We start from the raw sequence: 24,172 nt of genomic DNA on the forward strand, positions 1-24,172 counted from the left end.
CCGCGAAGCCCCCGACGGGCCGGACCGCGGTGCCCCCGACCGGCCGGCCGGTGGTCAGCGGTCGCAGGAGGCGGGCGGGGGATCGCCGGCCGTCACGCCGTTCCACTCGGCGGGGGTCAGGGAGCGCCCGGCCGTGTGGCAGGCGATGCGCCGCCAGTCCGCGGGATCGACGGGCCACAGGGCGAGCCGGCCGCCGGAGGTGGCGGTGACCAGGTGCCGGCCGTCGCGGGTGAAGGCCATGGCCGTGCCGTCCCAGGGCGTCGGGCTGGTCGCGTTCTCCGGCACGGGGAGGGGGAACGTGCCGACCAGATCCCCGGTGCCCAGCGCGGTGAGCAGGGCGACGCCGTCGGCGCGGACGCGCGCCACCAGGCCGCCGTCGGGACTCACCGCGAGGGCGCCGGCCGGGTTGCCGACACCGGGCAGGGTCCGCAGCAGCCGCCTGCCCTGGACGTCCCACAGCTCCAGAGGCCCGCTCTCGCGCTGGATGACGAGCGCGTCCCGGGCGAACACGACTCCCGAGGACCGTCCCCCTCCCACGTCGTGCGCCGCTCCCGTGAGCAGGTCGACGTAGGCCGTCCCCTCGCCGTTCAGGGCTCCCGTCACCGCGCCCGCGCCGTCCGGCCTGATGGCGGTGTTGCCCCACCAGACAACTCCGGGCACCTGGTGGAGCCGACGGACCTGCCCGGTCCGTGTGTCGTACGTGCTCACCGCTCCGGTGCTGTTCACCCCCACGAGGCGCGTGGTGCCCCGCACCTGGCGTACCTCCGGGACCTGCGACTCCGCGGCGGGGACCCGCCACCGGGCCAGGACCCGGCCGCTCCCGTCGTCCAGCAGCCTCAGACCGGAGCGGTCGGGGCCGAGCCGCGCGAGCCGCTCGCCGAACCACAGCGGCACGTCGCTCTGCGCGTCCGCGACCTCCCCTTCGCTCCGCGACACCTCCGACAGCCCGCCCGGACCCACGTCGAACGTGGTCACGACGCGGCCGACGGCGCTGACGAGCGCGAGCCGGCGCCCGCTCGGGGAGAACTCCAGCCGCGGCGGGACGCCCGCGGTGGCGTCCTCCTCCAGGGAGGGGACCTTAGTGGCCGCGCCGAGGCGGGAGAACCGCCCCAGGTCCCACAGCACCACGTCGCTCCCCGAGGTCGAGGCCAGCCGGTCGGGGCCGCCCGCGAAGACCACGCGGTCGGTGTCGGCGTTCCCCGTGAGCTCGGCGATGACGGGGGACGGCGAGAGGCCCGGTTCCAGCGGCACCACCCGGATCGTGCCGCTCTGGGCCACCGCGGCCCGGCTGCCGTCCTCGCTGATCGCCAGGCTCTCCGCGAAGACGCGCGGCACCGTGGCCGACCGGATGACCGGCTCGGACGGACCGGTGGCCGCCCAGGTCGTCACCTCGCCGTACTTGGAGAACCCGAGGTGGCGGCCGTCGGCGGCCACCCCCAGCGTGTAGCCGCCCGCGGGGGTGCCGGTGAGGCCGGATCCGGCGAGGCGCCGCAGGCCGGGGACGGCCCGGCGCTCCCAGAGCCCGTGCATGTGGACCATCGTGATCGCCGACTCGCCGGTGAAGGCGACCCGCACGTAGACGCGGCGGAGCGTCCGCCGCTCCGTCGTCCCCCGCGCGAGGTCGTGCACGGCGAGCACGGACCGTTCCGCGCCGGGCCGTTCCTCCAGCAGCGCGACGAAGCGCCCGGAAGGCGACACGGCAGCCCTGACCGGCCAGCGGCCCGCCTCCAGGGTCACCCGCCGCCCCCGCGTCCAGACCACCGCGCTCTCGCCGTCCGCGGCGGCCGCCACGGAGCCGTCGGTGCCGGTCGCGACGTCCCAGACCGGCCGCCCGGCGGCCTTCGCCTCCTCGCGCACCTTCGTCTCCTCGGGCACCTTCGTCTCCTCGTGCACCTTCGCCTCCTCGCGCGTCCCGCAGGCGTGGCACCAGCGCACGAGCCGCCCGTCGGCCGTGCCCGCGACCACGACGCGGCCGTCACCGGACGCCGCCAGGGCCGACACCCGCGCCCCGGCGTGCAGGTAGCCCACCAGGTGCGGGGCCGCGGTCACCGCCTGGAACAGGGCCGAGCGGGTCTGCGGGTTGCGGTCCGTCCGCCAGCCCGCGACGGCGAGGAGCTGGGCGCGGTCCAGGTCGGACGGGAGCGCGGCGACCGCCTCGGCGGCGAGCTGGCGCGAGGTGGCCACCCGCGCCTGCGTCCGCGCCTCGTTCCGCTCGCCCACCGCGATCCTCGCCGCCGCCACGGCCGTCACCAGCAGGACGGTCAGGACGGTGACCATGAGGCGCACCCAGCGCATCGTCCGGCGGCGCTCGCGCAGGTGCTCGCCCACCAGGAGGTCCTTGGGCAGGCCGCGCAGCGGCGCGGCCACCGCGGCGACGAGGTCGTCGGGGATGACGAGCTCGTCCGGTACGGCAGGGCCGGTCGTGTCCGGCTCGGTCGTGTTGGGCTCGGTGGTGTCGGGCTCAGTGGTATCCGGTTCGGTGGTGTCGGGCTCAGTGGTATCCGGTTCGGTGGTGTCGGGCTCAGTGGTATCCGGTTCGGTGGTGTCGGGCTTGGCCGTGTCGGGACCGCTGAGGCCGCTGAGGCCTTTGGGGCCCGTGAGGCCGCTGAGGTCCACCCACAGCGGCTCGTGGGGGAGCACGCCGCGCAGCGCCGCCGGCACCGCGGCCGTGGCGGCCCAGTCGCCCCGCGCCTGGTCCCAGGCGAGCCCGCCGTCGAGGGCCACCACGAGCAGCCGCCGCGGCGACCGGTGGGCCAGCCACCACGCGACCTCCCGGTCCACCCAGGGCGAGGACGCGGCCTTCGCCGAGGTCAGCAGGATGAACCAGGCGGACGCCTCCAGCGCGCGCTCGATCGACGGCCACAGCTCGGGGGCGGCGGCCAGGCTGGCCCGGTCCAGGAAGACGCGCAGGGCGCGGCTGCGGTACCAGGGCTTGGCGAAGCGCTCGACGCGCCGCTGCAGCGCCACGGCCAGCCGATCGTGATGGCCGTGCGCGTAGGAGACGAACGCGTCGTAACCCGGTCCGCGCGAGCCACGCCGACGCGAGCTCGTCCCCCGAGGACCCGTCCCCCGAGGATCCGTCCCCCGAGGATCCGTCCCCCGAGGGGTCGCCCACCGGAGTCCCGGCCACCGCTGGAGACCCGGCCAACTGAGGCTCGGCCAACGGGCGCCCTGCCCGAGTGAGCCCGGCCGGCGGGGGCTCGGCCGGCCCGAGCCCGGCTGACGGGAGGTCGATCGGCGCGCACCCGATGCGCGCGGGCCCGGCGCGCGCTCGGCCGATTCGCGATCACGGGATCGGCGGGGCGCGCTCGGGCGCGCGCCGCCTCCTGAAGCGACGCCGTCGTCTCCGCCGTCCATGCCGCGCTCCGTCCCGGACTCCCTGAACCGTCCTGAGGACGCCCCGGGGAGCCGGGGGTCCGTCCGACGCTCCGCACCGTACGCGGGAACGCCCCACGCGACGCTCGGAACCGGCCACCCACCGGGAGCCCTAGGTTCGGGACGCTCTGCCCCTGCCGCTCTGCGCCGGCGTTCCGACCGGGCACCCTCACCTCCAGCGCTCCGAGGCGGGCCCTCCGCGCCCGACGCGCTTCCCGCAACGGAAGGCGCGGCCCGTCGCGGCAGGGGGCGGGCGTCCCGCCTGCGCGACGCCCGCCCCCTGCCGCGCGACGTCCGTCCTCTCCTACGGGACGCGCGGGTTTCTCCTGCGGGACGCGCGAAGGAGACGTACCGTCGGCGCTGGGCGACCGGCAGCGCGGGAGGGGACGGGACGTGGCCGAGGCGGCGGTGTACGACGCGTTCATCTCCTACAGCCACACCGCCGACGCGCGGCTCGCGCCGCTGCTGGAAGCCGGTCTGCGCGCCATGGGCAAACCCTGGTACCGGCGGCGCGCGCTGCGCGTCTTCCGCGACCAGGCGAGCCTGCCGGCGGCTCCGGAGCTGTGGCCGTCGATCGAGCGGGCGCTGACCGCGTCCCGTCACCTGGTCCTGCTGGCCTCGCCGGAGGCCGCCGCGTCCCGCTGGGTGCGCCGGGAGCTGCGGTGGTGGCGGGACAACCGGTCGCCGTCCACCGTCCTGATCGTCCTGACGGGCGGCGAGCTGGCCTGGGACGACGACCTGGGCGGGTTCGACCCGTCCCGTACGTCCGCGCTGCCGGCCGAGTCGCTGGACTGGTTCCGCGGCGAGCCGCTCTGGGTGGACCTGCGGTGGGCGCGCGGGCGGACCGGCCTGTCGCCCCGCGAGCCGCGCCTGCACGGCTGCGTGGCCGACGTGGCCGCGCCTCTGCACGGGATCGACAAGGACGAGCTGATCGGCGAGGACCTCCGCCAGCACCGCCGTACGCTGCGGCTGACCCGGGCGGCGGCCGCACTGCTGACCGTGCTCGCGGTGCTGGGGGGCACGATGGCGGTGGTGGCGGCGCGCAACCGGGAGGAGGCCGCGGCCAAGGGCGAGCTGGCCGAACGGCGGGCGCTGCTGGCCGCCTCCCGCCGCCTGGCCGCCGAGGCGATCCCGCTGCTCGACGACGACCCCGTGCTGTCGACGAGGCTCAGCCTGGCCGCGTTCCGGCTGGCGGACACCGCCGAGGCGCGCAGCGCGCTGCTCACGCAGGTCCTGCGGCGCAGCCGCGTGGCCGCGTTCCTGCCCGTCCTGTCCGGCCCGGTCAGCGCCCTGGCCTTCAGCCCCGACGGCCGCACGCTCGCCACGGGCACGTACGACGGGCGGCTGGACCTGTGGGACGTGCGCGGCCTCGGCCACCTGGCGAGCCTTCCGGCGCACACGGACACGGTCAAGAGCCTGGCCTTCGCCCCGGACGGCCGGCTGCTGGCGTCGGGCGGCTACGACGGCCGGCTGTACCTGTGGGACGTGGCCCGTCGCGCGCGCACCGGTCCCGCGCTGCCCGCGCCGGCGAAGGCCGTCAGCGGCGTGGCCTTCAGCCCGGACGGCCGGCTGCTCGCCTCGGCGACCGACCGCGCCGTACTGCTGTGGGACGTCGCCCGCCGCGCCCGGCACGGCCGTCCCCTGACCGGCCACACCGCGGAGGTGACGAGCGTCGCGTTCAACCGGGACGGCCGCCTGCTGGTCTCCGGCGGCGACGACGGCAAGGTCATCGTCTGGGACGCCGCCCGGGGCACCCGCCACGGCCCGCCGCTCGCCGGCGGCGCGGACCCGGTCTACGGCGTCGCCTTCGCGCCGGGCGGCTCAGGCGCGGCACCCGGGCCCGCCGGCGCGACCTCGGGCGCCGGGGTCACGAACGGCGCCGCCCGCGGGCTCACGAGTGCCCGGATGCGGGACGGCGTCACCGGCGGGGGCGTGAGGGCCGGGAGGGCAGACCGCGTCACCGGTGGAAGCGTGAGGGCCGGAAGGGCAGACCGCGTCACCGGCGGGGTCGCGAGCGCCCGGATGGCGGACGGCGCCACTGGTGGGATCACGAGGGGCGGGAGGGCGGACGGGGCCGTCGCGTCCCGCAGCGGCTCCGTGCCCGGACCCGATCATGCGGCCGTCGCGCCCGTGACCGAGGGGGAGATCGTCGCGTCCGGGAGCATGGACGGCTCCGTCGCCCTCTGGGACCTGCGCACCGGCCGCGCCCGCCTCCTGCGCCGGCCGACAGGTGTCGGCGACGCCGTCCACGGCGTGGCGTTCGGCCCGGACGGCCGCACCCTCGTCACCGTCTCCGAGAACGGGGCGGCGGACCTGTGGGACCTCACCGCGGCCAAGCCCCGCGCCACGCGCCTCACGACCGGCCCGCGCCCCGTCACCACGGTCGCCTCCGCCGCCACCTCCGGCGGCCCGGCCGGGACGCTCTTCGCCACGGGCGACGCCGCCGGCCGCGTCGTGCTCTGGGACCCGGCCGCCGGAGGGCGCCTCGACCGGCGGCTCACCGGCCACACCGAACGCGTGACCGGCCTGGCGTTCGGCCCCGACGGGCGTACCCTCGCCGCCGCCTCCGACGACGACGCGATCATCCTGTGGGACCCGGCCAGGGCGACCCCGCGCGGGGAGCCGCTGCGCGACGACACCGTCACGGTCAGCACCGCCGTCGCCTTCGCCCCGGACGGCCGCACGCTCGCCGCCGCCGGGTACGACGCCGCCATCACCCTCTGGGACACCGCCCGCCACGCCGTCCTCGGCCGCCTGGTCGCACCGGACCGGCAGGTCCCGGCGCGGCTCGCCTTCGCCCCAGACGGACGTACCCTGGCGGCCGGTGACCTGCGCGGCGGCGTCACGTTCTGGGACGTACCGCGACGCGCGCTGGTCGCCGGCCCGTTCCCCGGCCCGCCGCCGACGGGCGCGCAGAACGGGATCACCGGCCTCGCGTACGGCGCCGGGGGCACGCTCGTGTCGGCCGGCGCCGACGGCACGCTCACCTGGTGGGACACGCGTCACCGCGTCTCGGCCCGCGTCCACCGGCCCGCCGTCGTCGGCGGCATGGCCGCCGGCCCCCGCGGCACGACGATGGCGCTGGCCGGCGGCGGCCTCGACGGCGGCGTCACCTTCTGGGACGGCGCCGCCCGCCGCCCCCTCACGGCCCCGCTCGCCGGCCACGCCGGGCCGGTCAACGCCGTCGTCGTCAGCCCCGACGGCCGGACGTTCGCCACCGGCGGCGACGACGGGCGGGTCGTCCTGTGGGACGCCGCCGCCAGGACCCGGCTGAGCCCACCCCTGACAGGCCACACACGCGAGGTGCTCATCCTCGCCTTCAGCGCGGACGGCCGCACGCTCGCCTCGGCGGGCGACGACCGCGCCGTCGTCCTCTGGGACGTGGACCCCGCCTCCTGGGAGCGCAGGCTGTGCGGCCTCGTCGGCACCGGCCTCACGGACGCGCAGTGGCGGGAGTACGCCCCCGACGTCCCTGCGGTCCGCACCTGCGCGTGACCACGGCTTCCTCGCCCCGCCCGCCGACCCCGGTCCGCACCTGCGGATGACCGCGGCCCGGCGGCCGCGGCGCGGGTGATCACGGTGCGGCGGATCCGGCCGCGCGCGCGGTGCCCAGTAACCTGGGTCCCCGAACGCGATAGGGTTCTTGCATTTCCGGCGCAGCGTACGAGGGAGATGACCGGATGCTTACCGCTGGAGAGGTCGCCGGGCTGATCGCGGCCACGGGCTGGATCGTCCTCGTGTGCGTGCTCACCATGGTGCTCGTCAGGCTCGCCAGGCTGCTGACCGAGACCACCCGCGCGGTCTCCGACCTCAGCAGCCGCGTCGCGCCGCTGCTCGACGACGTCAGCGTCACGGTCAACGAGACCAACCGGCAGCTCGTCGCCGTCGAGGCCATCGCCCAGGACCTCAAGCAGGTCAGCGGGCACGCCGCCAAGCTCAGCGCCGTGACGCAGACCATCTTCACCGGCCCCCTGATCAAGGTGTCCTCGCTCGTCCACGGCGTCCGCCGGGCGATCGAGGCCCGCCGTCCGCGCGGGGCCCGCCCCGCCGGCCAGGCCGGGCGCCGGTCCGTGGGCCAGGCGGGGCGGCGCCCGTGATCCGGCGGCTGTTCTACCTGTCCCTGGGCGCGTTCATCGCCCTGTGGGTGATGCGCCGGCTCCAGGCGCTCCAACCCGACCACGTGGCCCGCCGCACGGCCGCCGGCGCGGCGGGCATGCTCGCGCGGGTGAGAGACTTTACTTCCGACGCCCTCGGCGAGGCTGCCGAGCGCGAAACCGAGTTGCGCGCCAGGTTCGGCCTTGACCAGGCTGGTCAAGGCGACTGACGCCGCAGATCGATCACACACGACTAACGCAAAGGATGGCCACCATGGAGTCGGCAGAGATCGCGCGCCGCTTCCTGCGCTTCTTCGAGGAGCGTGGGCACACGATAGTGCCCTCGGCCAGCCTGATCGCAGAGGACCCGACGCTTCTCCTGGTCAACGCGGGTATGGTGCCGTTCAAGCCGTACTTCCTGGGGCAGCGCAAGCCTCCGGGGTCACGGCTGGCCACCGCCCAGAAGTGCGTCCGCACGCCCGACATCGAAGAGGTCGGCAAGACCACCCGTCACGCCACGTTCTTCCAGATGCTCGGCAACTTCTCCTTCGGCGACTACTTCAAGGCCGAGGTGATCCCGTTCGCCTGGGAGCTGCTCACCCGCAGTGAGTCCGACGGCGGCTTCGGCTTCCCCGAGAGCCGGCTGTGGGCGACCGTCTACCACGAGGACGACGAGGCGTTCGACATCTGGCACAACAAGGTCGGGCTGCCCGCCGACCGCATCCAGCGCCGCGGCCTGGAGGACAACTACTGGCACATGGGCGTGCCCGGCCCCGGCGGCCCCTGCTCGGAGATCTACTACGACCGCGGTCCCGAGTACGGCAAGGACGGCGGCCCCGTCGCCGACGAGGACCGCTACCTCGAGGTCTGGAACCTCGTGTTCATGCAGTACCAGCTCAGCCAGGTCCGCAGCAAGATCGACTTCGACATCAGCGGCGAGCTGCCCAGCAAGAACATCGACACCGGCATGGGCCTGGAGCGCATGGCGGCGATACTGCAGGGCGTCGACAACATCTACGAGATCGACACCACCTACAAGATCCTCGACCGCGCGGCCGAGCTGACCAAGACCCGCTACGGCCGCGACCCGCGCGCCGACGTCAACCTGCGCGTCATCGCCGACCACGTGCGCACCGGCACCATGCTCGTGGCCGACGGCGTCATGCCCGCCAACGAGGGCCGCGGCTACGTCCTGCGCCGCATCCTGCGCCGCACCGTGCGCAACCTGCGCCTGCTCGGCTCCGGCGACGAGCGCTACATGCACGACCTCACCTCGGTCGCCATCGACGTCATGGGCCAGCAGTACGAGCAGCTCAAGGCCGACGCGCCGCAGATCCACGCGGTCATCGACGCCGAGGAGGCGTCCTTCCTCGGCACGCTGCGCACCGGCACCGCGATCTTCGACGTGGCCGTCGAGGAGACCAAGCGCAAGTCCGGCAGCACGATCTCCGGCGACCAGGCGTTCCAGCTTCACGACACCTACGGCTTCCCGATCGACCTGACCCTGGAGATGGCCTCCGAGCACGGTCTCGAGGTCGACGAGGAGGGCTTCCGCCGCCTCATGAAGGAGCAGCGGGAGCGGGCCAAGGCCGACGCCGCGGCGAAGAAGACCGGCAACGCCGACATCTCCGTCTTCGGGCAGCTCCTGGAGAAGGCGGGCCGGGTCGAGTTCCTGGGCTACGACCAGACCGAGGCCGAGACCACCGTCGTCGGCGTCCTCGTCGACGGCGTGCCCGTCCCGGCGGCGGGCGCCGGCTCGACCGTCGAGGTCGTGCTCGGCCGCACCCCGTTCTACGCCGAGGGCGGCGGCCAGCTCGCCGACCAGGGCGTCATCCGCACGGCCGGCGCCGAGGTCGAGATCGTCGACGTGCAGTCGCCGCTCGCGGGCCTGGTCGTCCACCGCGGCAAGGTCCGCTCCGGCGAGCTGCGCACCGGCGACGAGGCGCAGGCGGAGATCGACCTCGAGCGGCGCCGCGCGATCTCGCGCAGCCACAGCGCCACCCACCTCGTCCACCGCGGCTTCAAGAACGCGCTGGGCGAGTCGGCGGCCCAGGCCGGCTCCGAGAACTCCCCGGGCCGCTTCCGCTTCGACTTCACCGCGGCCGGCGCCGTCCCGCCGAGCGTGCTGCGCGACGTCGAGGACGAGGTCAACGCCGTCCTGATCAACGACCTCAAGGTCAACGCCTTCTACACCTCCCAGGCCGAGGCCCGGGCGATGGGCGCGCTGGCGATGTTCGGCGAGAAGTACGGCGACGAGGTCCGCGTGGTCGAGATCGGCGACTACTCGCGCGAGCTGTGCGGCGGCACCCACGTCCACAGCTCCGGCCAGCTCGGCCTGGTCAAGGTGCTCGGCGAGCAGTCGGTCGGCGCGGGCGTGCGCCGCGTCGAGGCGCTCGTCGGCATCGACGCCTTCCGCTTCCTGGCCCGTGAGAGCGTGCTGGTCGCCCAGCTCACCGAGCAGCTCAAGGCGCGCCGCGAGGAGCTGCCCGAGCGCATCGAGGGCATCGTCACCCGGCTGCGCACCGCCGAGAAGGAGCTGGAGCGGGTTCGTTCCGCCCAGGTCCTCCAGGTGGCCGGCGAGCTGGCCGGGCAGGCCCGTGACCAGCAGGGCGTCTCTGTGGTGACACACCGCGCGCCTGATGGCACGACCGGTGATGATTTGCGTAAGCTCGCGCTTGATGTGCGTGGCAGATTCCCGGCCGACAGGCCTGCGGTCGTCGTGATCGCCGGCGTCCCCTCCGACCGACCCGTGGTGGTCTCCGCGGTCAACGAGGCGGGACGCGAGCGAGGGCTCAAGGCCGGGAAACTGGTCGGCGTCGCCGCCAAGGCTCTTGGGGGTGGCGGTGGAGGCAAGGACGACGTCGCGCAGGGCGGCGGCACGCGCCCGGAGGCGATCGGCGACGCCCTGCGACTGGTCGAGCAGGCCATCGAGGGACAGCTCGGCTGACATGCGGTTCGGTTCACGGATCGGCGTGGACGTCGGATCCGTCCGGATCGGCGTGGCCCGCAGCGACCCGTCGGGCATGCTGGCCACGCCGGTCGAGACCGTCAGGCGCGGCAAGGGCGACCTCGACCGCATCGCCGTCATCGTGGCGGAGCACGAGGCGATCGAGGTCGTGGTCGGCCTGCCCACCTCCCTGTCCGGCCGCGAGGGGCAGGCCGCCGAGCTGGCCCGCGCGTTCGCGGTCGCGCTGGCCGGGCGGCTAGCGCCCACCCCGGTCCGGCTGTTCGACGAGCGCCTCACCACCGTGGCCGCCCAGCAGGGGCTGAGGGCCAGCGGGGTGCGCGCCAAGAAGCAGCGCGACGTGGTGGACCAGGCGGCGGCCGTGGTGCTGCTGCAGGACGCCCTGGACTCCGAGAGAGCCACCGGCGCGCCGCCGGGCAGGCCCGTCGATCCGCCGTCCACGGCGGACGCCGGGCCGGCCTCATGAGCCGCCCTCCGAGGGGGGCCGGTCACCCCGGTCTCATGAGCCGTCCTTCGAGGGGGGAGGGGCGCTGTGATCGGATGAGCCCCTCCGCGAAGGGGGGCGGTCCCTCTGATCGGGTGAGCTGTCCCTTGACGGGACCGGGTCGCTCTCGTCCCATGAGTCGCCCTACGACGGGGGTCGGTCGCACTGAGCTGACGAGTCGTCCTACGACGGGGGCCGGCCGCGTCGAACTGACGAGCCGCCCTGTGAGCAGGGCGCGCCGCACTGGCCTCTCGGGCCGCTCATCGGCTGCCTGGTCCCTTCGCTCGACCGAGCTCTGTCGCTTGGCCGGGCTCTGTCGCTTGACCGGGCCTTGTCGCTCGACCGGGGCCGGCGCCTTGAGCGGACCCCGCCCGGGCTGGCGCGGAGCGACTCGGTGAGCGGGGGAGCGGCGCGGGGGCACGACGAGGAGCCCCGCGCCGACGACCCCCACCTACCGACCCCCTCCTCCACGCCAAGCGAGGAGCACGCCGCGGCCCACGCCCCAGGGCACGACGCCGCGGAAGGGCTGGGGCGCGACACGACCCGGGCGCGAGGGGAGGACAGGCCGAGTCGCGAGGTGCCCCAGCGGCGAGGCGACGAAGCGGCCGAGAAGAGCAGCGGCGAAGAGAACCGCAGCGCCAAGGGGGATCGCGGGGGCGAAGGCGACGACGAGGCCGACACCCTGCCGCTGCCCGTGGGGCGGCGCGAAGGCGTGCGCCGGGCCGCCGTCGTCATCGGCGGCCTCACGCTCTTCGCGCTGGTCCTCGCCGCGGCCGCGTACGGGCTGCTCAAGCCGTACCTGAGCCCGGACGAGCAGCCCGAGGACGGCGGAGCCGTCGCGTCCGGCGCGCAGCCCGTGCGGCGGATCACGCTGCCCGAGGGGCTGCGGCTCGACGAGGCCCTGCGGCGCATCTCCAAGCAGGCCGGCGTGCCGCTGGCCGACCTGCGGGCGGTCGACTCGCGCCAGGTCGGACTGCCCGACTACGCCCGGGGCCTGGAGGGCTTCCTGTTCCCCGCCACGTACGAGGCGGGGAACGGCACGACCGCCAGAGGGCTGCTCGCGGCGATGGTGCAGCGCTTCGCGACCGTCGCCGACCGGCTCGACCTGGAGGAGCGGGCGGCCCGGATGGACCTGACCCCGCTGGAGGCCGTCACGGTGGCGAGCATCGTGCAGGCCGAGCCGGGCCGCGCCGCGGACTATCCGAAGATCGCCAGGGTGATCTACAACCGGCTGGGACGCGACCTGCCGCTCCGGATCGACTCCACCGCCCTGTACGCGCTGGGGAAGCGGGCGACCCGCCTGTCGCCCGGCGAGACCAAGGTCGGCTCTCCGTACAACACGTACACGCGCAGAGGGCTGCCACCTGGGCCGATCTCCAACCCCGGGGTGCGGGCGCTGCGCGCGGCGCTCCACCCGGCCAAGGGAGGTTGGTACTGGTTCGTGACCACCAATCCGACGCATAGAATCACCAAATTCACCGACAAAGAGAGCGAGTTCGTGAGATACCGGGAAGAGTTGAACGAAAACCTCGGGACGAACTGATGCTCCCCGCGACGCCCCTCACCCCCCGGAGGATCGGCGAGATCCGCGGGCGGAGTCACGGAGCCGGGACGCCGCCGCTCCTTCCGTCGCCCCGCACGGCTACGGAGAGTCACGGCCCCGGGGCATCGGCGCACGACCGGCGGATCCCCCCGTTCCGTACGGTGACCCCCCATCGTTCGGTCCGGCCGCTTGACGGCGGGCGTGCCGAACCGGGAGATTGGCCAGCGCACCTATGAGCGAGCTCGATATGGATTTCCTGCTGGGCGCCGAGGACGACGACGAAGGTCGTGACCGGCGCCGGTCCCGTGGTTCCGGCAGAAGCGGCAACCGGAGGCGGCGCAGGCGCCGCAACCGCGGCCGCTTCATCGCCCCGCTTCTCGCGTTCATCGTCCTCGCCGGCATCATCGGCGGCGGCGGCTACTTCGGCTACCAGTGGCTCAGAGGCGCCCTCGTCCCCGACGACTACACGGGGCAGGGCAAGGGCGACGTGGTGATCGAGATCAAGGAGGGCCAGAGCGCCTCCGACGTCGCCCTGGAGCTGGAGCGGCAGGGGGTCGTGGCCAGCGCCCAGGCGTTCACCAACGCCATCGCCACCGCCGGCAAGAGCGCCTCGCTCCAGCCCGGCTCGTACACGATGCGCAAGGGCATGTCCGCCGCCCTCGCGGTCAAGCTCCTGGACTCGGGCAACCGCCTGCTGGTCCGGGTGCAGATCAGGGAGGGCCTGCGCCTGTCCGACACGCTCGCCCAGCTCGCCAAGCAGACCGGCAAGCCGCAGAAGGAGTTCCTCGCCGCGGCCCGCAGCGCCCGCGCGCTGGACCTGCCCCGGTACGCCAAGGGCAAGCCGGAGGGCTACATCTTCCCGGCCACGTACGAGTTCCAGCCGAAGGACACCCCGGCGGACATCCTCGGCAAGATGGTCGAGCGCTTCGAGCAGGAGGCCGACAAGACGGGCCTGGAGAACGGCGCCAAGAGCCTGGGCCGCACGCCGGGCGAGATCATCACGATCGCGAGCATCATCCAGGCCGAGGCCGGCCGGTACGAGGACATGCCCAAGATCGCCCGGGTGATCTACAACCGGCTCCAGCACCAGCCGCCGATGAAGCTCAAGATGGACAGCACGGTCATGTACGGGCTCGGCAAGTACCGCACGGCCGCCACGCTCGCCGAGACGCGCATCGACACGAAGTACAACACGTACATGCACGAAGGGCTGCCGGCGGGTCCCATCGCCAACCCGGGCGAGCACGCGATCGAGGCGGCGCTCAGCCCGGAGAAGGGCGACTGGCTGTACTTCGTGGCCACGGACCCGGACAGCAACGTCACCAAGTTCGCCACCACGGACGCCGAGTTCAAGAAGCTGCTGGACGAGTACCACCGCAACGGCGGCTGAACGACCAGGGCCCTTCGGGCGCGGGATCCGTCCGCGCGCACGAGGGGCCGCCGGGGGAGGACGGTCGTCACGAAGGCCGCCCGCACGCACGCGGGCGGCCCTCGCCGTGTCCGGAGGCGTCCGCGCCGGGTACGGAGACCGCGGTGCGCCGCCTCGCCGGGTACGGTGCGCCGTCTCGTCGTGTGCGGAGACCCGCGGTACGCCGCTCCGTCCGGCGCGTGGGGGACGGGGCCCTGGGACGCGGGGCGCCTCCTCGCGGGGCGATAGGGTGCTCGCAGTTCGGAAAGGCGTGAAGGGGCAGGTGATCATGCGGGCCGCGGTGATGGGCTCACCGATCGCGCACTCGCTCTCGCCCTGCCTGCACCGGGCCGCGTACGCGGCGATGGGGCTGGCCGGGTGGAGCTTCGAGGCGATCGAGTGCGACGAGGCGGCGCTGCCGGAGACCCTCCGGCGGCTACGGCCGGTGCGCGGCGAGAACCCCGCCGGCGGAGCCCGTGCCGACGGAGTCCCTTCAGGCGGCTCCCCTTCAGGCGGAGCTCCCTCCGACGGGGCCGACGGAGGCGACGCCTGGGCGGGCCTGTCGCTCACGATGCCGCTCAAGCGCGCGGTGCTGCCCCTGCTCGACACCGTGACCGAACCGGTCACCGAGGTCGGCGGCGCCAACACCGTGGTGTTCCGCGACGGCGGCGCGCACGGCTACAACACCGACGTTCACGGCGTCCGGCAGGCGCTCGCGGAGGCGGGGGTGCCCGCTCCCGGCTCGGCGACCGTGCTCGGCGGCGGCGCCACGGCCGCCTCGGCGCTCGCGGCGCTGCGCGGCCTCGGCCTGCGCTCCGCCACGCTGCTCGTCCGCGACCCGGCCCGGGCGACGGAGACGACGGAGGCGGCCGAACGGCTCGGCGTGGCGCTGGCGGTGGAGACGTTCGACAAGCTCGACGCGGCGCTGGGGGTGGACCTGGTCGTCTCCACGCTGCCGGGCGGCGCGGCCGACGCCTACGCCGACGCCCTGGCCGGGGTGCCGGCGCTGTTCGACGTGGTCTACTCGCCCTGGCCGACCCGCGCGGCCTCGGCGGTGCGCGCGGCGGGCGGCACGGTCGTGGGGGGCTTCGCGATGCTGCTGCACCAGGCGGTGCGGCAGGTGGAGCTGATGACCGGCCGCACGGACGTCCCGGTGGAGGCCATGCGCGCGGCCGGCGAGGCCGAGATCCTCAGGCGGACCACGCGAACGGATCGACCATCTTGACGTCGAGGTCGGCGAAGTCCTTGACGTTCCGCGTGACGAGAATCCATCCGTGCGCGCTGGCCGTGGCCGCGATGAGACCGTCGACGACGGGAAGGGGGCGCTTGGCGTTCATCCGTCCCCATTCCTCGGCCACGTCCAGCGTCACCGGGAGGATGCGTGTTCTGAACTCCCGTTGCAGCCGGTCGAGCCACGATTCGTACGCGCCCGCCTGTGTCACGTCGCGACGACGCAGCAGTTCGACGCCCTTCCGGATCTCGCCGAGGACGAGGACGCTCAGGTACAGCGTCGGGCCGTTGACCGCGTCCAGCCAGGCCTGCAGGTTCGGGTTCCTGGTGCGCTTGGTCATCTCGGAGACGACGTTGGTGTCGAGCAGGTAGCTCACCAGACATCCCCGAGGTCGACCTCGCGAGGAAGGTCCTTGGAACGCGTGAGATCCAGTTCGCTCAGATCCGGCGCGCTGAGCAGGAACTCCTTGAAGTCGGGCTCGTCGCCCTTGAGCCGGCGGTACTCCGCCATGTCGATGATGACCGCCACGTCCTCCCCGTGACGGGTCACGATCTGCGGGCCCTCGTCGTGCGCCCGGCGCACGACCTCGCTGAAGCGCTGCTTCGCTTCCTGCAACTGCCAGACGCTCATCATTGCCTCCAATCTGGACAGACTGGACAGGGGGTGCTCACGCTGCCGACTCTAGCGGAGGCGCAGGCTGCCGGGAGGGAACATTCGAGCTAGCCACACGGTTGTGGTAATGTAGCTCTCTGATCGGTCCGGCATGACTTGCTGGACGCGCAAGCGGAGGTCTCCCTCCCACCCGAGTCGCCGCGAGGCGTCCGGGTAAAGGATCACGCCGGACTACTCCGGGGAGCTTGAAGGCCACGACGCCGAAGAGCTCAGTGGCCCCGCATGCGCGACGTGCGGGGCTTTTCGCGTTTCGCGGAAGCTCCCCGGCACGACGAGCACGTAGGGATCGCAAACCTAGGAGGCCCCATCAGCACTGAGCCCCGCATCAACGAGCGTATCCGAGTTCCCGAGGTCCGCCTCGTGGGCCCGAACGGCGAGCAGGTCGGCATCGTCTCCATTCACGATGCCCTGAAGCTCGCCCAGGAAGCCGACCTTGACCTCGTCGAGGTCGCGGCCACGGCTCGACCGCCCGTGTGCAAGCTCATGGACTACGGCAAGTTCAAGTACGAGTCCGCGATGAAGGCGCGCGAGGCGCGCAAGAACCAGGCGCACACGATCATCAAGGAGATCAAGCTCCGGCCGAAGATCGACCCGCACGACTACGAGACCAAGAAGGGTCACGTGGTGCGGTTCCTCAAGGCGGGGGACAAGGTCAAGGTGACGATCATGTTCCGTGGTCGCGAGCAGTCCCGTCCGGAGCTCGGCTTCCGGCTGCTGCAGCGGCTGGCCGAGGACGTCCAGGAGCTCGGCTTCGTGGAGTCCCAGCCCAAGCAGGACGGCCGTAACATGATCATGGTGATCGGTCCGCACAAGAAGAAGGCCGAGGCCAAGGCCGAGAAGGCGGCGGCCAAGGCTCAGCGTGGCGACGATGCTTCCGCAGAGGTTCCTTCCGAACAGGAAGCGTGACCCGCGGTAGGGGTTAGCCTTACAAGCACCCCGAGCAGCCACCAGCACGACGAAGACGCCGCGACCGGGTCGGCCAGCACCGGCCCGGCCACCGGCACGACCGAATTGAGGAGAGACGGCGACATGCCGAAGATGAAGACGCACAGTGGTGCGAAGAAGCGGTTCCGGCTCACCGGCACGGGCAAGATCAAGCGTCGCCGTGCCAACCGCGCGCACTACAACGAGTGGAAGTCGTCCACGCTGACGCGCCGTCTCAAGAACGAGGTCGTCCTTTCCGACGCCGATTCCAAGAAGATCAAGAAGCTGCTCGCCAAGTAGCGCGAACCCCCGGGGAGAAGAAACATGGCACGCGTGAAGCGGGCGCTCAACGCCAAGAAGAAGCGCAAGGTCGTCCTCGAGCGGGCGGCAGGTTACCGAGGCCAGCGGTCCAGGCTGTACCGCAAGGCCAAGGAGCAGATGCTCCACTCGATGACCTATGCCTACCGCGACCGTAAGGACCGCAAGGGCAACTTCCGTCGTCTGTGGATCCAGCGCATCAATGCCGCTGCCCGTCAGAACGGCATGACCTACAACCGCCTGATCCAGGGGCTGCGCCTGGCGGGCGTCGAGGTCGACCGCAAGATCCTGGCTGACCTCGCGGTCAACGACAGCCAGACTTTCGCCACGCTCGTCGAGGCCGCCAAGAAGGCGCTGCCGGCGAACGTGAACGCTCCGGCCGCGAGCTGAGACATGTGAGGGAGCCCCACCTTGGGCTCCAGCCGAGGGCCCACCTCACGGTGGGCCCTTTGCCGTATGTGCGGCCAGTGCGAGCAGCACAGTCAGGGGGAGCAGGAAGAGCATGGCGGGATCCGAGCTGACCAACGTCAAGTCGCCGCGCGTGAAGGCGGCCCGGCGGCTGACCAAGCGGGCCTTCCGCGAGCAGGACCGCAAGTTCCTGGCCGAGGGCCCCCAGGCGGTGCGTGAGGCGCTCAGGCTCGACGGCGTGACGGTGGAGCTGTTCGCCACGGCCGAGGCCGAGTCGCGCCACCCCGAGATCGTCGCCGAGGCCGTCGCGCAGGACGTCCCGATCCACCGGGCCAGCGGCGAGGTCATGGCCGAGCTGTCCCAGACCGTCACCCCGCAGGGGCTGCTGGCGGTCTGCCGGCTGGTGCACGTGCCGCTGGAGGAGGCGCTGACCGGGGAGCCCAGGCTGGTGGCGATGCTCGCGCACGTGCGCGACCCCGGCAACGCCGGCACCGTCATGCGGGCCGCCGACGCCGCCGGCGCCGACTCCGTGATCCTCACCGACGCCTCCGTCGACCCGTACAACGGCAAGTGCGTGCGCGCGAGCGCCGGCAGCCTCTTCCACCTGCCGGTCGTGACCGGCGCGCCCGTGTCCGCCGCCGTGCGCCGGCTCAAGGAGCGCGGCCTGCGGGTCCTCGCGGCCGACGGCGCGGGCAAGCACACCCTCGACGACGTGGACCTGTCCGGCCCCACGGCGTGGATCTTCGGCAACGAGGCGTGGGGGCTGCCCGAGGAGATCCTCGCCGAGGCCGACGACGTGGTCCGGGTGCCCATCTACGGGCGGGCCGAGAGCCTCAACCTGGCGACCGCCGCCGCCGTCTGCCTGTACGCCTCCGCCCGCGCCCAGCGCGCGACCTGAGGCCCGCGCCCAGCGCGCGACCTGAGGCCCGCGCCCAGCGCGCGACCTGAGGCCCGCGCCCAGCGCGCGACCTGAGGCCCGTACCCGTGCGCCCCCTGAGGCCCGCCCTCAGCACGACCTGAGGCCCTTAGCGATGATCATGGGAGCTGGTCCCGGGAGGCCACACCTGTCCCTCGCGTGACGGGGCGGGGACGGAAGGCCGACCTGTCGTGGGCGATGGCATGAACCGGCCACCCCGCTGCCATAGGCAGCCTCGCGGCGAGTCCCCTAGGCGACGGGAAACCCGCTATTGTCGGCCTTGTAGGCGGAGGAGGCGAGGTCGTGCACGGAGCGGACACCGGCGGTCAGGAGATCGTCGCCGCGTGCTCGATCGCCGTCGACGACCTCCCCGACGGCCTCATCGTGACCGACAGGTTCGGTCGCGTCCTCGCCGTCAACCGGGCCGCCGTCCGGCTCACCGGAGTGCCCGCCGCGCGGGCCGTGGGCAAGGACATCGACGAGGTCTTCCCGTTCCGCGACCACGACGGCCGCGAGTGGTGGAAGGCCCTCGACCCGCAGGGCGGCCTGCGCACCCGCACCCGCGTGCCCGAGCGCCCGCTGCACCTGCCGGGCGGGCAGGAGCTGCACGTCGCGGCGCGGCTGGTGCGCGAGCCCGCCCGCGGCGGCGACGTCGCGCGGGTGACGATCACGTTACGGGACGGCGGTGCCCGCGCCCGGCTGGAGCGCAGCCGCGCCGACCTGGTCTCCACGGTCGCCCACGAGCTGCGCTCGCCGCTGACCAGCGTCAAGGGTTTCACCGCGACGCTGCTGGCCAAGTGGACCCGCTTCACCGACGAGCAGAAGCGCGTCATGCTGGAGACCGTCAACAACGACGCCGATCGCGTGACCCGGCTCATCACCGAGCTGCTCGACGTGTCCCGCATCGAGTCCGGGCGTCTGGAGGTGCGCCGCCAGGTCGTCGACGTGCCCGCGCGGGCGCGCCGCGTCGTCGCCGGGCGCGTGGCGGCGGGCGAGCCCGAGGACCGCTTCCGCCTCGTCGTCGGCGACGACCTGCCCGAGATGTGGCTCGACCAGGACAAGATCGACCAGATTCTCGGTAACCTGGTGGAGAACGCGGTGCGCCACGGCCGGGGCACCGTGACCATCGTCATCGAGTCCGTCGGATGGGGAGTGGCCGTGTCGGTGCGCGACCAGGGCGAGGGCATCGAGCCCGAGCTGGCTCCGCGCGTCTTCCGGCAGTTCTGGCGCGGCAACAGCCGCCGCCGCGGCGGCACCGGGCTCGGCCTGTTCATCGTCAAGGGCCTGGTCGAGGCGCACGGCGGCACGATCACCGTGCAGCGGGCGCCCGAGGGCGGCGCGGAGTTCCGATTTACCGTGCCCACCGGCACGCCCGACTTCGCCTGAAGCGCTTCGCCCGAATGCGCGAGTCGGCCGGTGGGCTTCCACCGTTAGACTCTTGACCGCTCAAGCCCTGGATACGGAGCTCACTCTTGTCTGACTACGACCCCGTCGAGGTGACACCGCTGCATGCCGACGAGGTGTCCCGCATGGAGGCGGAGGCCCTCGACGCCATCGCGTCGGCCGGCAGCCTCGACGACCTCAAGCAGGCCCGCCTCGCGCACGCGGGCGACCGCTCGCCCATCGCCCTGGCCAACCGCGAGATCGGCGCCCTGCCGCCGGCCGCCCGCGCCGAGGCGGGCAAGCGCGTCGGCACCGCCCGCAAGGCGATCGGCCAGGCCCTGGCCGCCCGCCAGGCCGAGCTGGAGGCCGAGCGTGACGCGCGCGTCCTCGTCGAGGAGGCCGTCGACGTCACCCTTCCCTGGGACCGACAGCCGCGCGGCGCCCGCCACCCGCTGACCACGATGCAGGAGCGCATCGCCGACACCTTCGTCGCGATGGGCTACGAGGTGGCCGAGGGGCCCGAGCTGGAGGGCGAGTGGTTCAACTTCGACGCCCTCAACATCGCCCAGGACCACCCGGCCCGCTCCGAGCACGACACCTTCTTCGTCGGCTCCGCCGACTCCGGCATGGTGCTGCGCACCCAGACCTCCCCGGTGCAGATCCGCGCGCTGCTCCAGCGTGAGCTGCCCGTGTACGTGATCTCCCCGGGCAAGGTGTTCCGCACCGACGAGCTCGACGCCACCCACACCCCGGTCTTCCACCAGGTCGAGGGGCTGGCGATCGACGAGGGCCTGACGATGGCCCACCTCAAGGGCACGCTCGACCGCTTCGCCGAGATCATGTTCGGCGAGGGCATCACGACCCGGTTCCGGCCCAACTACTTCCCCTTCACCGAGCCGTCGGCCGAGATGGACCTCAAGTGCTTCGTCTGCCGCGGCGCCTCGGCGGTGCCCGGCAACCCGCCCTGCCGCACCTGCAAGTCCGAGGGCTGGATCGAGTGGGGCGGCTGCGGCATGGTCAACCCGCGCGTGCTGGTCTCCTGCGGGGTGGACCCGGCGCGGTACTCGGGATTCGCGTTCGGCATGGGCATCGAGCGGACGCTGATGTTCCGCCACAACGCCGAGGACATGCGCGACATGGTCGAGGGAGACGTGCGCTTCACGCTCCCGTTCGGAATGGAGATCTGATGAGGGTCCCGCTCTCCTGGCTGCGGGAGTATGTCGATCTTCCCGCCGTCACCGCGCACGAGGTGGCCGACCGGCTCACCGCCGCCGGTCTCAAGCTCGAGTCCATCGCCTCCTACGGCCACGACGTCAAGAACGTCGTCGTCGGCGAGGTCCTGGAGATCGAGGAGCTGACCGGGTTCAAGAAGCCGATCCGGCACTGCAAGGTCGAGACGGGCGAGGCGACGCCCCGCGAGATCGTCTGCGGCGCCACCAACTTCTCCGCCGGCGACCGGGTCCCGGTCGTGCTGCCGGGCGGCGTGCTGCCCGGCGGGTTCGAGGTCGGCGCCCGCAAGACCTACGGCCGCATGTCCGAGGGCATGATCTGCTCCGAGCGTGAGCTGGGCCTGAGCGAGGAGCACGGCGGCATCATGGTGCTGCCCGCCGACACCCCGGTCGGCGCCGACGTGGTCGAGCTGCTCGGCCTGCGCGACGACGTCATCGAGCTGGAGATCACTCCCGACATCGGCTACGCGCTGTCGATCCGGGGCGTGGCCCGTGAGGCGGCCACCGCCTTCGGCGTGCCGTTCCGCGACCCCGCCGACGTCGAGCTGCCCGAGGCCGAGGGCACGGCCTGGCCCGCCTCCATCGGCGACCCGACCGCCTGCGACCGGTTCGTGCTGCGCGAGATCACCGGGTTCGACCCGGCCGCGCCGAGCCCGCTGTGGATGCGGGTGCGCCTGGCGCGCGCCGGCATGCGGCCGGTCTCGCTGGCCGTCGACGTCACCAACTACGTCATGCTGGAGCTCGGCCAGCCGCTGCACGCCTTCGACCGGGCCAAGCTGACCGGTGAGATCGTCGTGCGCAGGGCGCGGCCCGGCGAGCGGCTGGAGACGCTCGACCACGTGGTCCGCGACCTCGACGCCGACGACATCCTCATCACCGACCAGGCGGGCCCGCTGTCGATGGCGGGCACGATGGGCGGTCTCGACAGCGAGATCTCCGAGTCCACGACCGACATCGTCATCGAGGCGGCCCACTTCTCGGCCACCGGCATCTCCCGCGAGTCGCGCCGGCACAAGCTGGTGTCGGAGGCGTCCAAGCGCTTCGAGCGCGGCGTCGACCGCGAGCTGCCGCTGCCCGCGTCGTGGCGGGCCGTGCAGCTCCTGGCCGAGCTGGGCGGCGGCACCCCCGGGCGCGGCGTCACGCACGCGGAGGCCGAGGCCGAGCCGCCCCGCATCGCGATCCCGGCCGGCTACCCCGGCACGGTCGCCGGTGTCCCGTACACCAAGGAGACCGTCGTCCGCCGGCTGGAGCAGATCGGCTGCGTCGTGGCCGACGGCGACGACCCGGCCGTGCGCAGGGGCGCCGTCGACCCGACCGGCGTGGTCACCGGCGGCGAGCTGGCGGCCAGGCTGGCCGTGACCGGCCCCGACATGATCACGGTGACGCCGCCGTCCTGGCGGCCCGACCTGACCGACCCCAACGACCTGGCCGAAGAGGTCATCCGGCTGGAGGGCTACGAGCACCTGCCGTCGGTCCTGCCCAAGGCCCCGGCCGGGGCCGGGCTGACCGAGGAGCAGCGGCTGCGCAGGCGCGTCGGCCGGGCCCTGGCCGCCGCCGGGTACGTCGAGGTGCTGGCCTACCCGTTCATCGGCGAGGCCGACCTCGACCGCCTCCAGCTGCCCGCCGACGACGCCCGCCGCCGGGCGGCCCGGCTGGTCAACCCGCTGGCCGACGACGAGCCGCTGCTGCGCACCACGCTGCTGCCGGGCCTGCTCAAGACGCTGGCCCGCAACGTCGGGCGCGGCTTCACCGATGTGGCCCTGTTCGAGTCCGGCGCGGTGTACCGGCCGCGCGAGGACGCCCCCGCCGTCGCCCCGACGCCCGGCGTGGACCGCCGGCCGGCGGAGGAGGAGCTGGCGGCCATCGAGGCCGCGCTGCCCGAGCAGCCGCGCCGCGTCGCGGTCGTGCTGGCCGGGGAGTTCGACCGGTCCGGATGGTGGGGTCGCGGCCGGCAGGAGTGCTGGGCCGACGCCGTGCAGGCCGCGCGGCTCGTCGCCGCGGAGGCCGGGATCGAGCTGTCGGTGGTCGCCGACCAGCACGAGCCGTGGCACCCGGGCCGTTGCGCCGCCCTCTACGTGGGCGACACGCTCGTCGGCCACGCCGGTGAGCTGCACCCGCGCGTGATCGAGGCCTACGGCCTGCCGCCGCGCTCCTCGGCCATGGAGCTGGAGCTGTCGCGCCTGGAGGCGGTCCTGCCGGGTCCGGTGGACGCGCCGCGGGTGTCGGCCTACCCGGTGGCGACGCAGGACGTCGCGCTCATCGTGCCCGACTTCACGCCAGAGGCCGACGTGGCCGCGGCGCTGCGCGACGGGGCGGGCGAGCTGCTGGAGTCGATCCGGCTGTTCGACGTCTACACCGGCGAGCAGGTGGGCGAGGGCCACAAGTCGCTGGCGTACACGCTGCGCTTCCGCGCCGCCGACCGCACGCTGACGGTCGAGGAGACGACGGCGGCGCGTGACGCGGCGGTCGCGCTGGCGGCCGACCGCGTGGGGGCCCAGCTCCGCGGCGTCTGACGATCCACGTGCGAAGGGCCCGGTACTGCGGTACCGGGCCCTTCGTCGTGCGCGTCAGATCCGTTCGATCTCGGTGAGGTCGATGTCGATGTCGAACGGGACGGTCAGCTTGAGGCGGTCGTGGAAGACACCGCTCGGTGCGTACGTGCGCGTGGCCGGCTGCAGTTCGAAGACGTGGACGACGGGCTTCTCGTCGTGGTCCTCCACCAGCCAGAAGTGCGGGATTCCCGCCTCCGCGTAGAGCACGGGCTTACGCTGCCGGTCACGTCTGCGGGACTCGGGGGATACGACCTCTATGGCGAGGAGGACCTGGGAGCCCCGGTAGAACGTCTGGCGCAGGCTCTTCTCAGCGTCCGCCCGGATGACACAGACGTCCGGTTCCGGCCGCAGATCCTCGTCGAGGATGACGCTCATCTCTCGCCGAACGAGCACGTCGTCCGGGGCGCAGCGCCGCAATGCGGTGACGAGGAGATCCACCACGAGCATGTGGAAGGAAGCTTGGGGGCTCACGAAGACCAAGCTTCCATCAATCAACTCTGTGTGCGCAGGCAGATCCGGAATGTGATCGAGGTCCTCGGCCTTGAAGCCTCCCGGTGGCGGGAAGGCCCAGTCGGGTAGGGAACGTCGTTCCATCTCCAGGCTCACCGCTTCTGCCGTCATGGTCCTACGGTAACAAGCTACCGTGTTCACGGTCAGTAAACCTCGCAAC

19 protein-coding genes are annotated in these 24,172 nt (G+C 73.3%); 15 read left to right on the plus strand and 4 right to left on the minus strand.

Annotated features, from left to right (window positions below; all coding sequences use genetic code 11):
• Positions 1-54 precede the first annotated feature (54 nt).
• Complete coding sequence (locus tag HTZ77_RS38685; protein WP_328809023.1) at positions 55-2,967, minus strand: toll/interleukin-1 receptor domain-containing protein; 2,913 nt, start codon at positions 2,965-2,967, stop codon at positions 55-57.
• Between the two features lie 801 nt (positions 2,968-3,768).
• On the opposite strand from HTZ77_RS38685, the gene HTZ77_RS38690 reads away from it, so the two are divergent.
• The 8 genes from HTZ77_RS38690 (at position 3,769) to HTZ77_RS38725 (ending at position 15,094) form a co-directional block, all read left to right on the plus strand.
• A complete protein-coding gene (locus HTZ77_RS38690) occupies positions 3,769-6,870 on the plus strand; it encodes a TIR domain-containing protein (protein ID WP_175594722.1) in 3,102 nt (1,033 codons plus the stop codon).
• Positions 6,871-7,055: 185 nt separating this feature from the next.
• Complete coding sequence (locus tag HTZ77_RS38695) at positions 7,056-7,472, plus strand: DUF948 domain-containing protein (protein ID WP_175594723.1); 417 nt, start codon at positions 7,056-7,058, stop codon at positions 7,470-7,472.
• On the plus strand, positions 7,469-7,699 hold the full coding sequence (locus HTZ77_RS38700; RefSeq protein ID WP_175594724.1) for a hypothetical protein: 231 nt from the start codon (positions 7,469-7,471) through the stop codon (positions 7,697-7,699). The genes HTZ77_RS38695 and HTZ77_RS38700 overlap by 4 nt, the downstream gene beginning before the upstream one ends.
• A gap of 44 nt (positions 7,700-7,743) precedes the next feature.
• The gene (gene alaS / locus HTZ77_RS38705; protein ID WP_175594725.1) at positions 7,744-10,416 is read left to right on the plus strand and encodes an alanine--tRNA ligase; all 2,673 of its coding nucleotides are present in this window, start codon (positions 7,744-7,746) and stop codon (positions 10,414-10,416) included.
• Between the two features lies 1 nt (position 10,417).
• Positions 10,418-10,900 (plus strand): Holliday junction resolvase RuvX, encoded by a 483-nt coding sequence (ruvX, locus tag HTZ77_RS38710; protein ID WP_175594726.1) that lies wholly within the window; start codon positions 10,418-10,420, stop codon positions 10,898-10,900.
• A 412-nt stretch (positions 10,901-11,312) separates the two neighbouring features.
• The gene (gene mltG, locus HTZ77_RS38715; RefSeq protein ID WP_328809024.1) at positions 11,313-12,461 is read left to right on the plus strand and encodes an endolytic transglycosylase MltG; all 1,149 of its coding nucleotides are present in this window, start codon (positions 11,313-11,315) and stop codon (positions 12,459-12,461) included.
• 232 nt (positions 12,462-12,693) lie between these two features.
• Positions 12,694-13,851, plus strand: coding sequence for an endolytic transglycosylase MltG (mltG, locus tag HTZ77_RS38720; RefSeq protein ID WP_175594727.1), 1,158 nt, complete (start codon positions 12,694-12,696; stop codon positions 13,849-13,851).
• A 307-nt stretch (positions 13,852-14,158) separates the two neighbouring features.
• The gene (locus HTZ77_RS38725; RefSeq protein WP_175594766.1) at positions 14,159-15,094 is read left to right on the plus strand and encodes a shikimate dehydrogenase family protein; all 936 of its coding nucleotides are present in this window, start codon (positions 14,159-14,161) and stop codon (positions 15,092-15,094) included.
• Here HTZ77_RS38725 and HTZ77_RS38730 read toward each other — a convergent pair.
• A complete protein-coding gene (locus tag HTZ77_RS38730; RefSeq protein ID WP_175594728.1) occupies positions 15,060-15,476 on the minus strand; it encodes a type II toxin-antitoxin system VapC family toxin in 417 nt (138 codons plus the stop codon). The two genes, HTZ77_RS38725 and HTZ77_RS38730, sit on opposite strands and share 35 nt — an antisense overlap.
• Positions 15,473-15,730, minus strand: coding sequence for a type II toxin-antitoxin system Phd/YefM family antitoxin (locus HTZ77_RS38735; RefSeq protein ID WP_175594729.1), 258 nt, complete (start codon positions 15,728-15,730; stop codon positions 15,473-15,475). The genes HTZ77_RS38730 and HTZ77_RS38735 overlap by 4 nt, the downstream gene beginning before the upstream one ends.
• Positions 15,731-15,994: 264 nt before the next feature.
• Between HTZ77_RS38735 and infC the strand changes: the two genes are divergently transcribed.
• The 7 genes from infC to HTZ77_RS38770 all read left to right on the plus strand — a co-directional run bounded on the left by infC (position 15,995) and on the right by HTZ77_RS38770 (position 23,463).
• The gene (gene infC, locus HTZ77_RS38740; protein WP_328809025.1) at positions 15,995-16,678 is read left to right on the plus strand and encodes a translation initiation factor IF-3; all 684 of its coding nucleotides are present in this window, start codon (positions 15,995-15,997) and stop codon (positions 16,676-16,678) included.
• A gap of 123 nt (positions 16,679-16,801) precedes the next feature.
• Positions 16,802-16,996, plus strand: coding sequence for a 50S ribosomal protein L35 (rpmI, locus tag HTZ77_RS38745; protein ID WP_043622108.1), 195 nt, complete (start codon positions 16,802-16,804; stop codon positions 16,994-16,996).
• Between the two features lie 24 nt (positions 16,997-17,020).
• Positions 17,021-17,404 carry a 50S ribosomal protein L20 gene (gene rplT / locus HTZ77_RS38750; RefSeq protein ID WP_175594730.1) on the plus strand — a complete coding sequence of 128 codons (384 nt, stop codon included), beginning with the start codon at positions 17,021-17,023 and terminating at the stop codon, positions 17,402-17,404.
• A gap of 112 nt (positions 17,405-17,516) precedes the next feature.
• Positions 17,517-18,320: a TrmH family RNA methyltransferase gene (locus tag HTZ77_RS38755; protein WP_175594731.1), complete on the plus strand. Its 804-nt coding sequence runs from the start codon at positions 17,517-17,519 to the stop codon at positions 18,318-18,320.
• Positions 18,321-18,641: 321 nt separating this feature from the next.
• Complete coding sequence (locus tag HTZ77_RS38760) at positions 18,642-19,724, plus strand: sensor histidine kinase (RefSeq protein WP_328809026.1); 1,083 nt, start codon at positions 18,642-18,644, stop codon at positions 19,722-19,724.
• 143 nt (positions 19,725-19,867) lie between these two features.
• Positions 19,868-20,908: a phenylalanine--tRNA ligase subunit alpha gene (pheS, locus tag HTZ77_RS38765; RefSeq protein WP_235995797.1), complete on the plus strand. Its 1,041-nt coding sequence runs from the start codon at positions 19,868-19,870 to the stop codon at positions 20,906-20,908.
• Positions 20,908-23,463 (plus strand): phenylalanine--tRNA ligase subunit beta, encoded by a 2,556-nt coding sequence (locus HTZ77_RS38770; protein WP_175594733.1) that lies wholly within the window; start codon positions 20,908-20,910, stop codon positions 23,461-23,463. Before pheS ends, HTZ77_RS38770 begins: the two co-directional genes overlap by 1 nt.
• A 54-nt stretch (positions 23,464-23,517) precedes the next feature.
• Here HTZ77_RS38770 and HTZ77_RS38775 read toward each other — a convergent pair whose 3' ends face one another.
• Complete coding sequence (locus HTZ77_RS38775) at positions 23,518-24,123, minus strand: Uma2 family endonuclease (RefSeq protein ID WP_407940635.1); 606 nt, start codon at positions 24,121-24,123, stop codon at positions 23,518-23,520.
• Between the last annotated feature and the right edge of the window lie 49 nt (positions 24,124-24,172).

This window comes from Nonomuraea montanisoli (assembly GCF_013363975.1).
Lineage (GTDB): Bacteria > Actinomycetota > Actinomycetes > Streptosporangiales > Streptosporangiaceae > Nonomuraea > Nonomuraea montanisoli.

Bases quoted from the DNA above. Each gene is read 5' to 3' on its own strand.
- HTZ77_RS38695 (WP_175594723.1), top strand. From the start codon at position 7,056: ATGCTTACCGCTGGAGAGGTCGCCGGGCTGATCGCGGCCACGGGCTGG.
- mltG (WP_175594727.1), top strand. From the start codon at position 12,694: ATGAGCGAGCTCGATATGGATTTCCTGCTGGGCGCCGAGGACGACGAC.
- HTZ77_RS38775 (WP_407940635.1), bottom strand. From the start codon at position 24,123: ATGACGGCAGAAGCGGTGAGCCTGGAGATGGAACGACGTTCCCTACCC.
- HTZ77_RS38755 (WP_175594731.1), top strand. From the start codon at position 17,517: ATGGCGGGATCCGAGCTGACCAACGTCAAGTCGCCGCGCGTGAAGGCG.
- infC (WP_328809025.1), top strand. From the start codon at position 15,995: ATGCGCGACGTGCGGGGCTTTTCGCGTTTCGCGGAAGCTCCCCGGCAC.
- HTZ77_RS38770 (WP_175594733.1), top strand. From the start codon at position 20,908: ATGAGGGTCCCGCTCTCCTGGCTGCGGGAGTATGTCGATCTTCCCGCC.
- rplT (WP_175594730.1), top strand. From the start codon at position 17,021: ATGGCACGCGTGAAGCGGGCGCTCAACGCCAAGAAGAAGCGCAAGGTC.
- HTZ77_RS38735 (WP_175594729.1), bottom strand. From the start codon at position 15,730: ATGAGCGTCTGGCAGTTGCAGGAAGCGAAGCAGCGCTTCAGCGAGGTC.
- alaS (WP_175594725.1), top strand. From the start codon at position 7,744: ATGGAGTCGGCAGAGATCGCGCGCCGCTTCCTGCGCTTCTTCGAGGAG.
- ruvX (WP_175594726.1), top strand. From the start codon at position 10,418: ATGCGGTTCGGTTCACGGATCGGCGTGGACGTCGGATCCGTCCGGATC.
- HTZ77_RS38725 (WP_175594766.1), top strand. From the start codon at position 14,159: ATGCGGGCCGCGGTGATGGGCTCACCGATCGCGCACTCGCTCTCGCCC.
- pheS (WP_235995797.1), top strand. From the start codon at position 19,868: ATGGAGGCGGAGGCCCTCGACGCCATCGCGTCGGCCGGCAGCCTCGAC.
- rpmI (WP_043622108.1), top strand. From the start codon at position 16,802: ATGCCGAAGATGAAGACGCACAGTGGTGCGAAGAAGCGGTTCCGGCTC.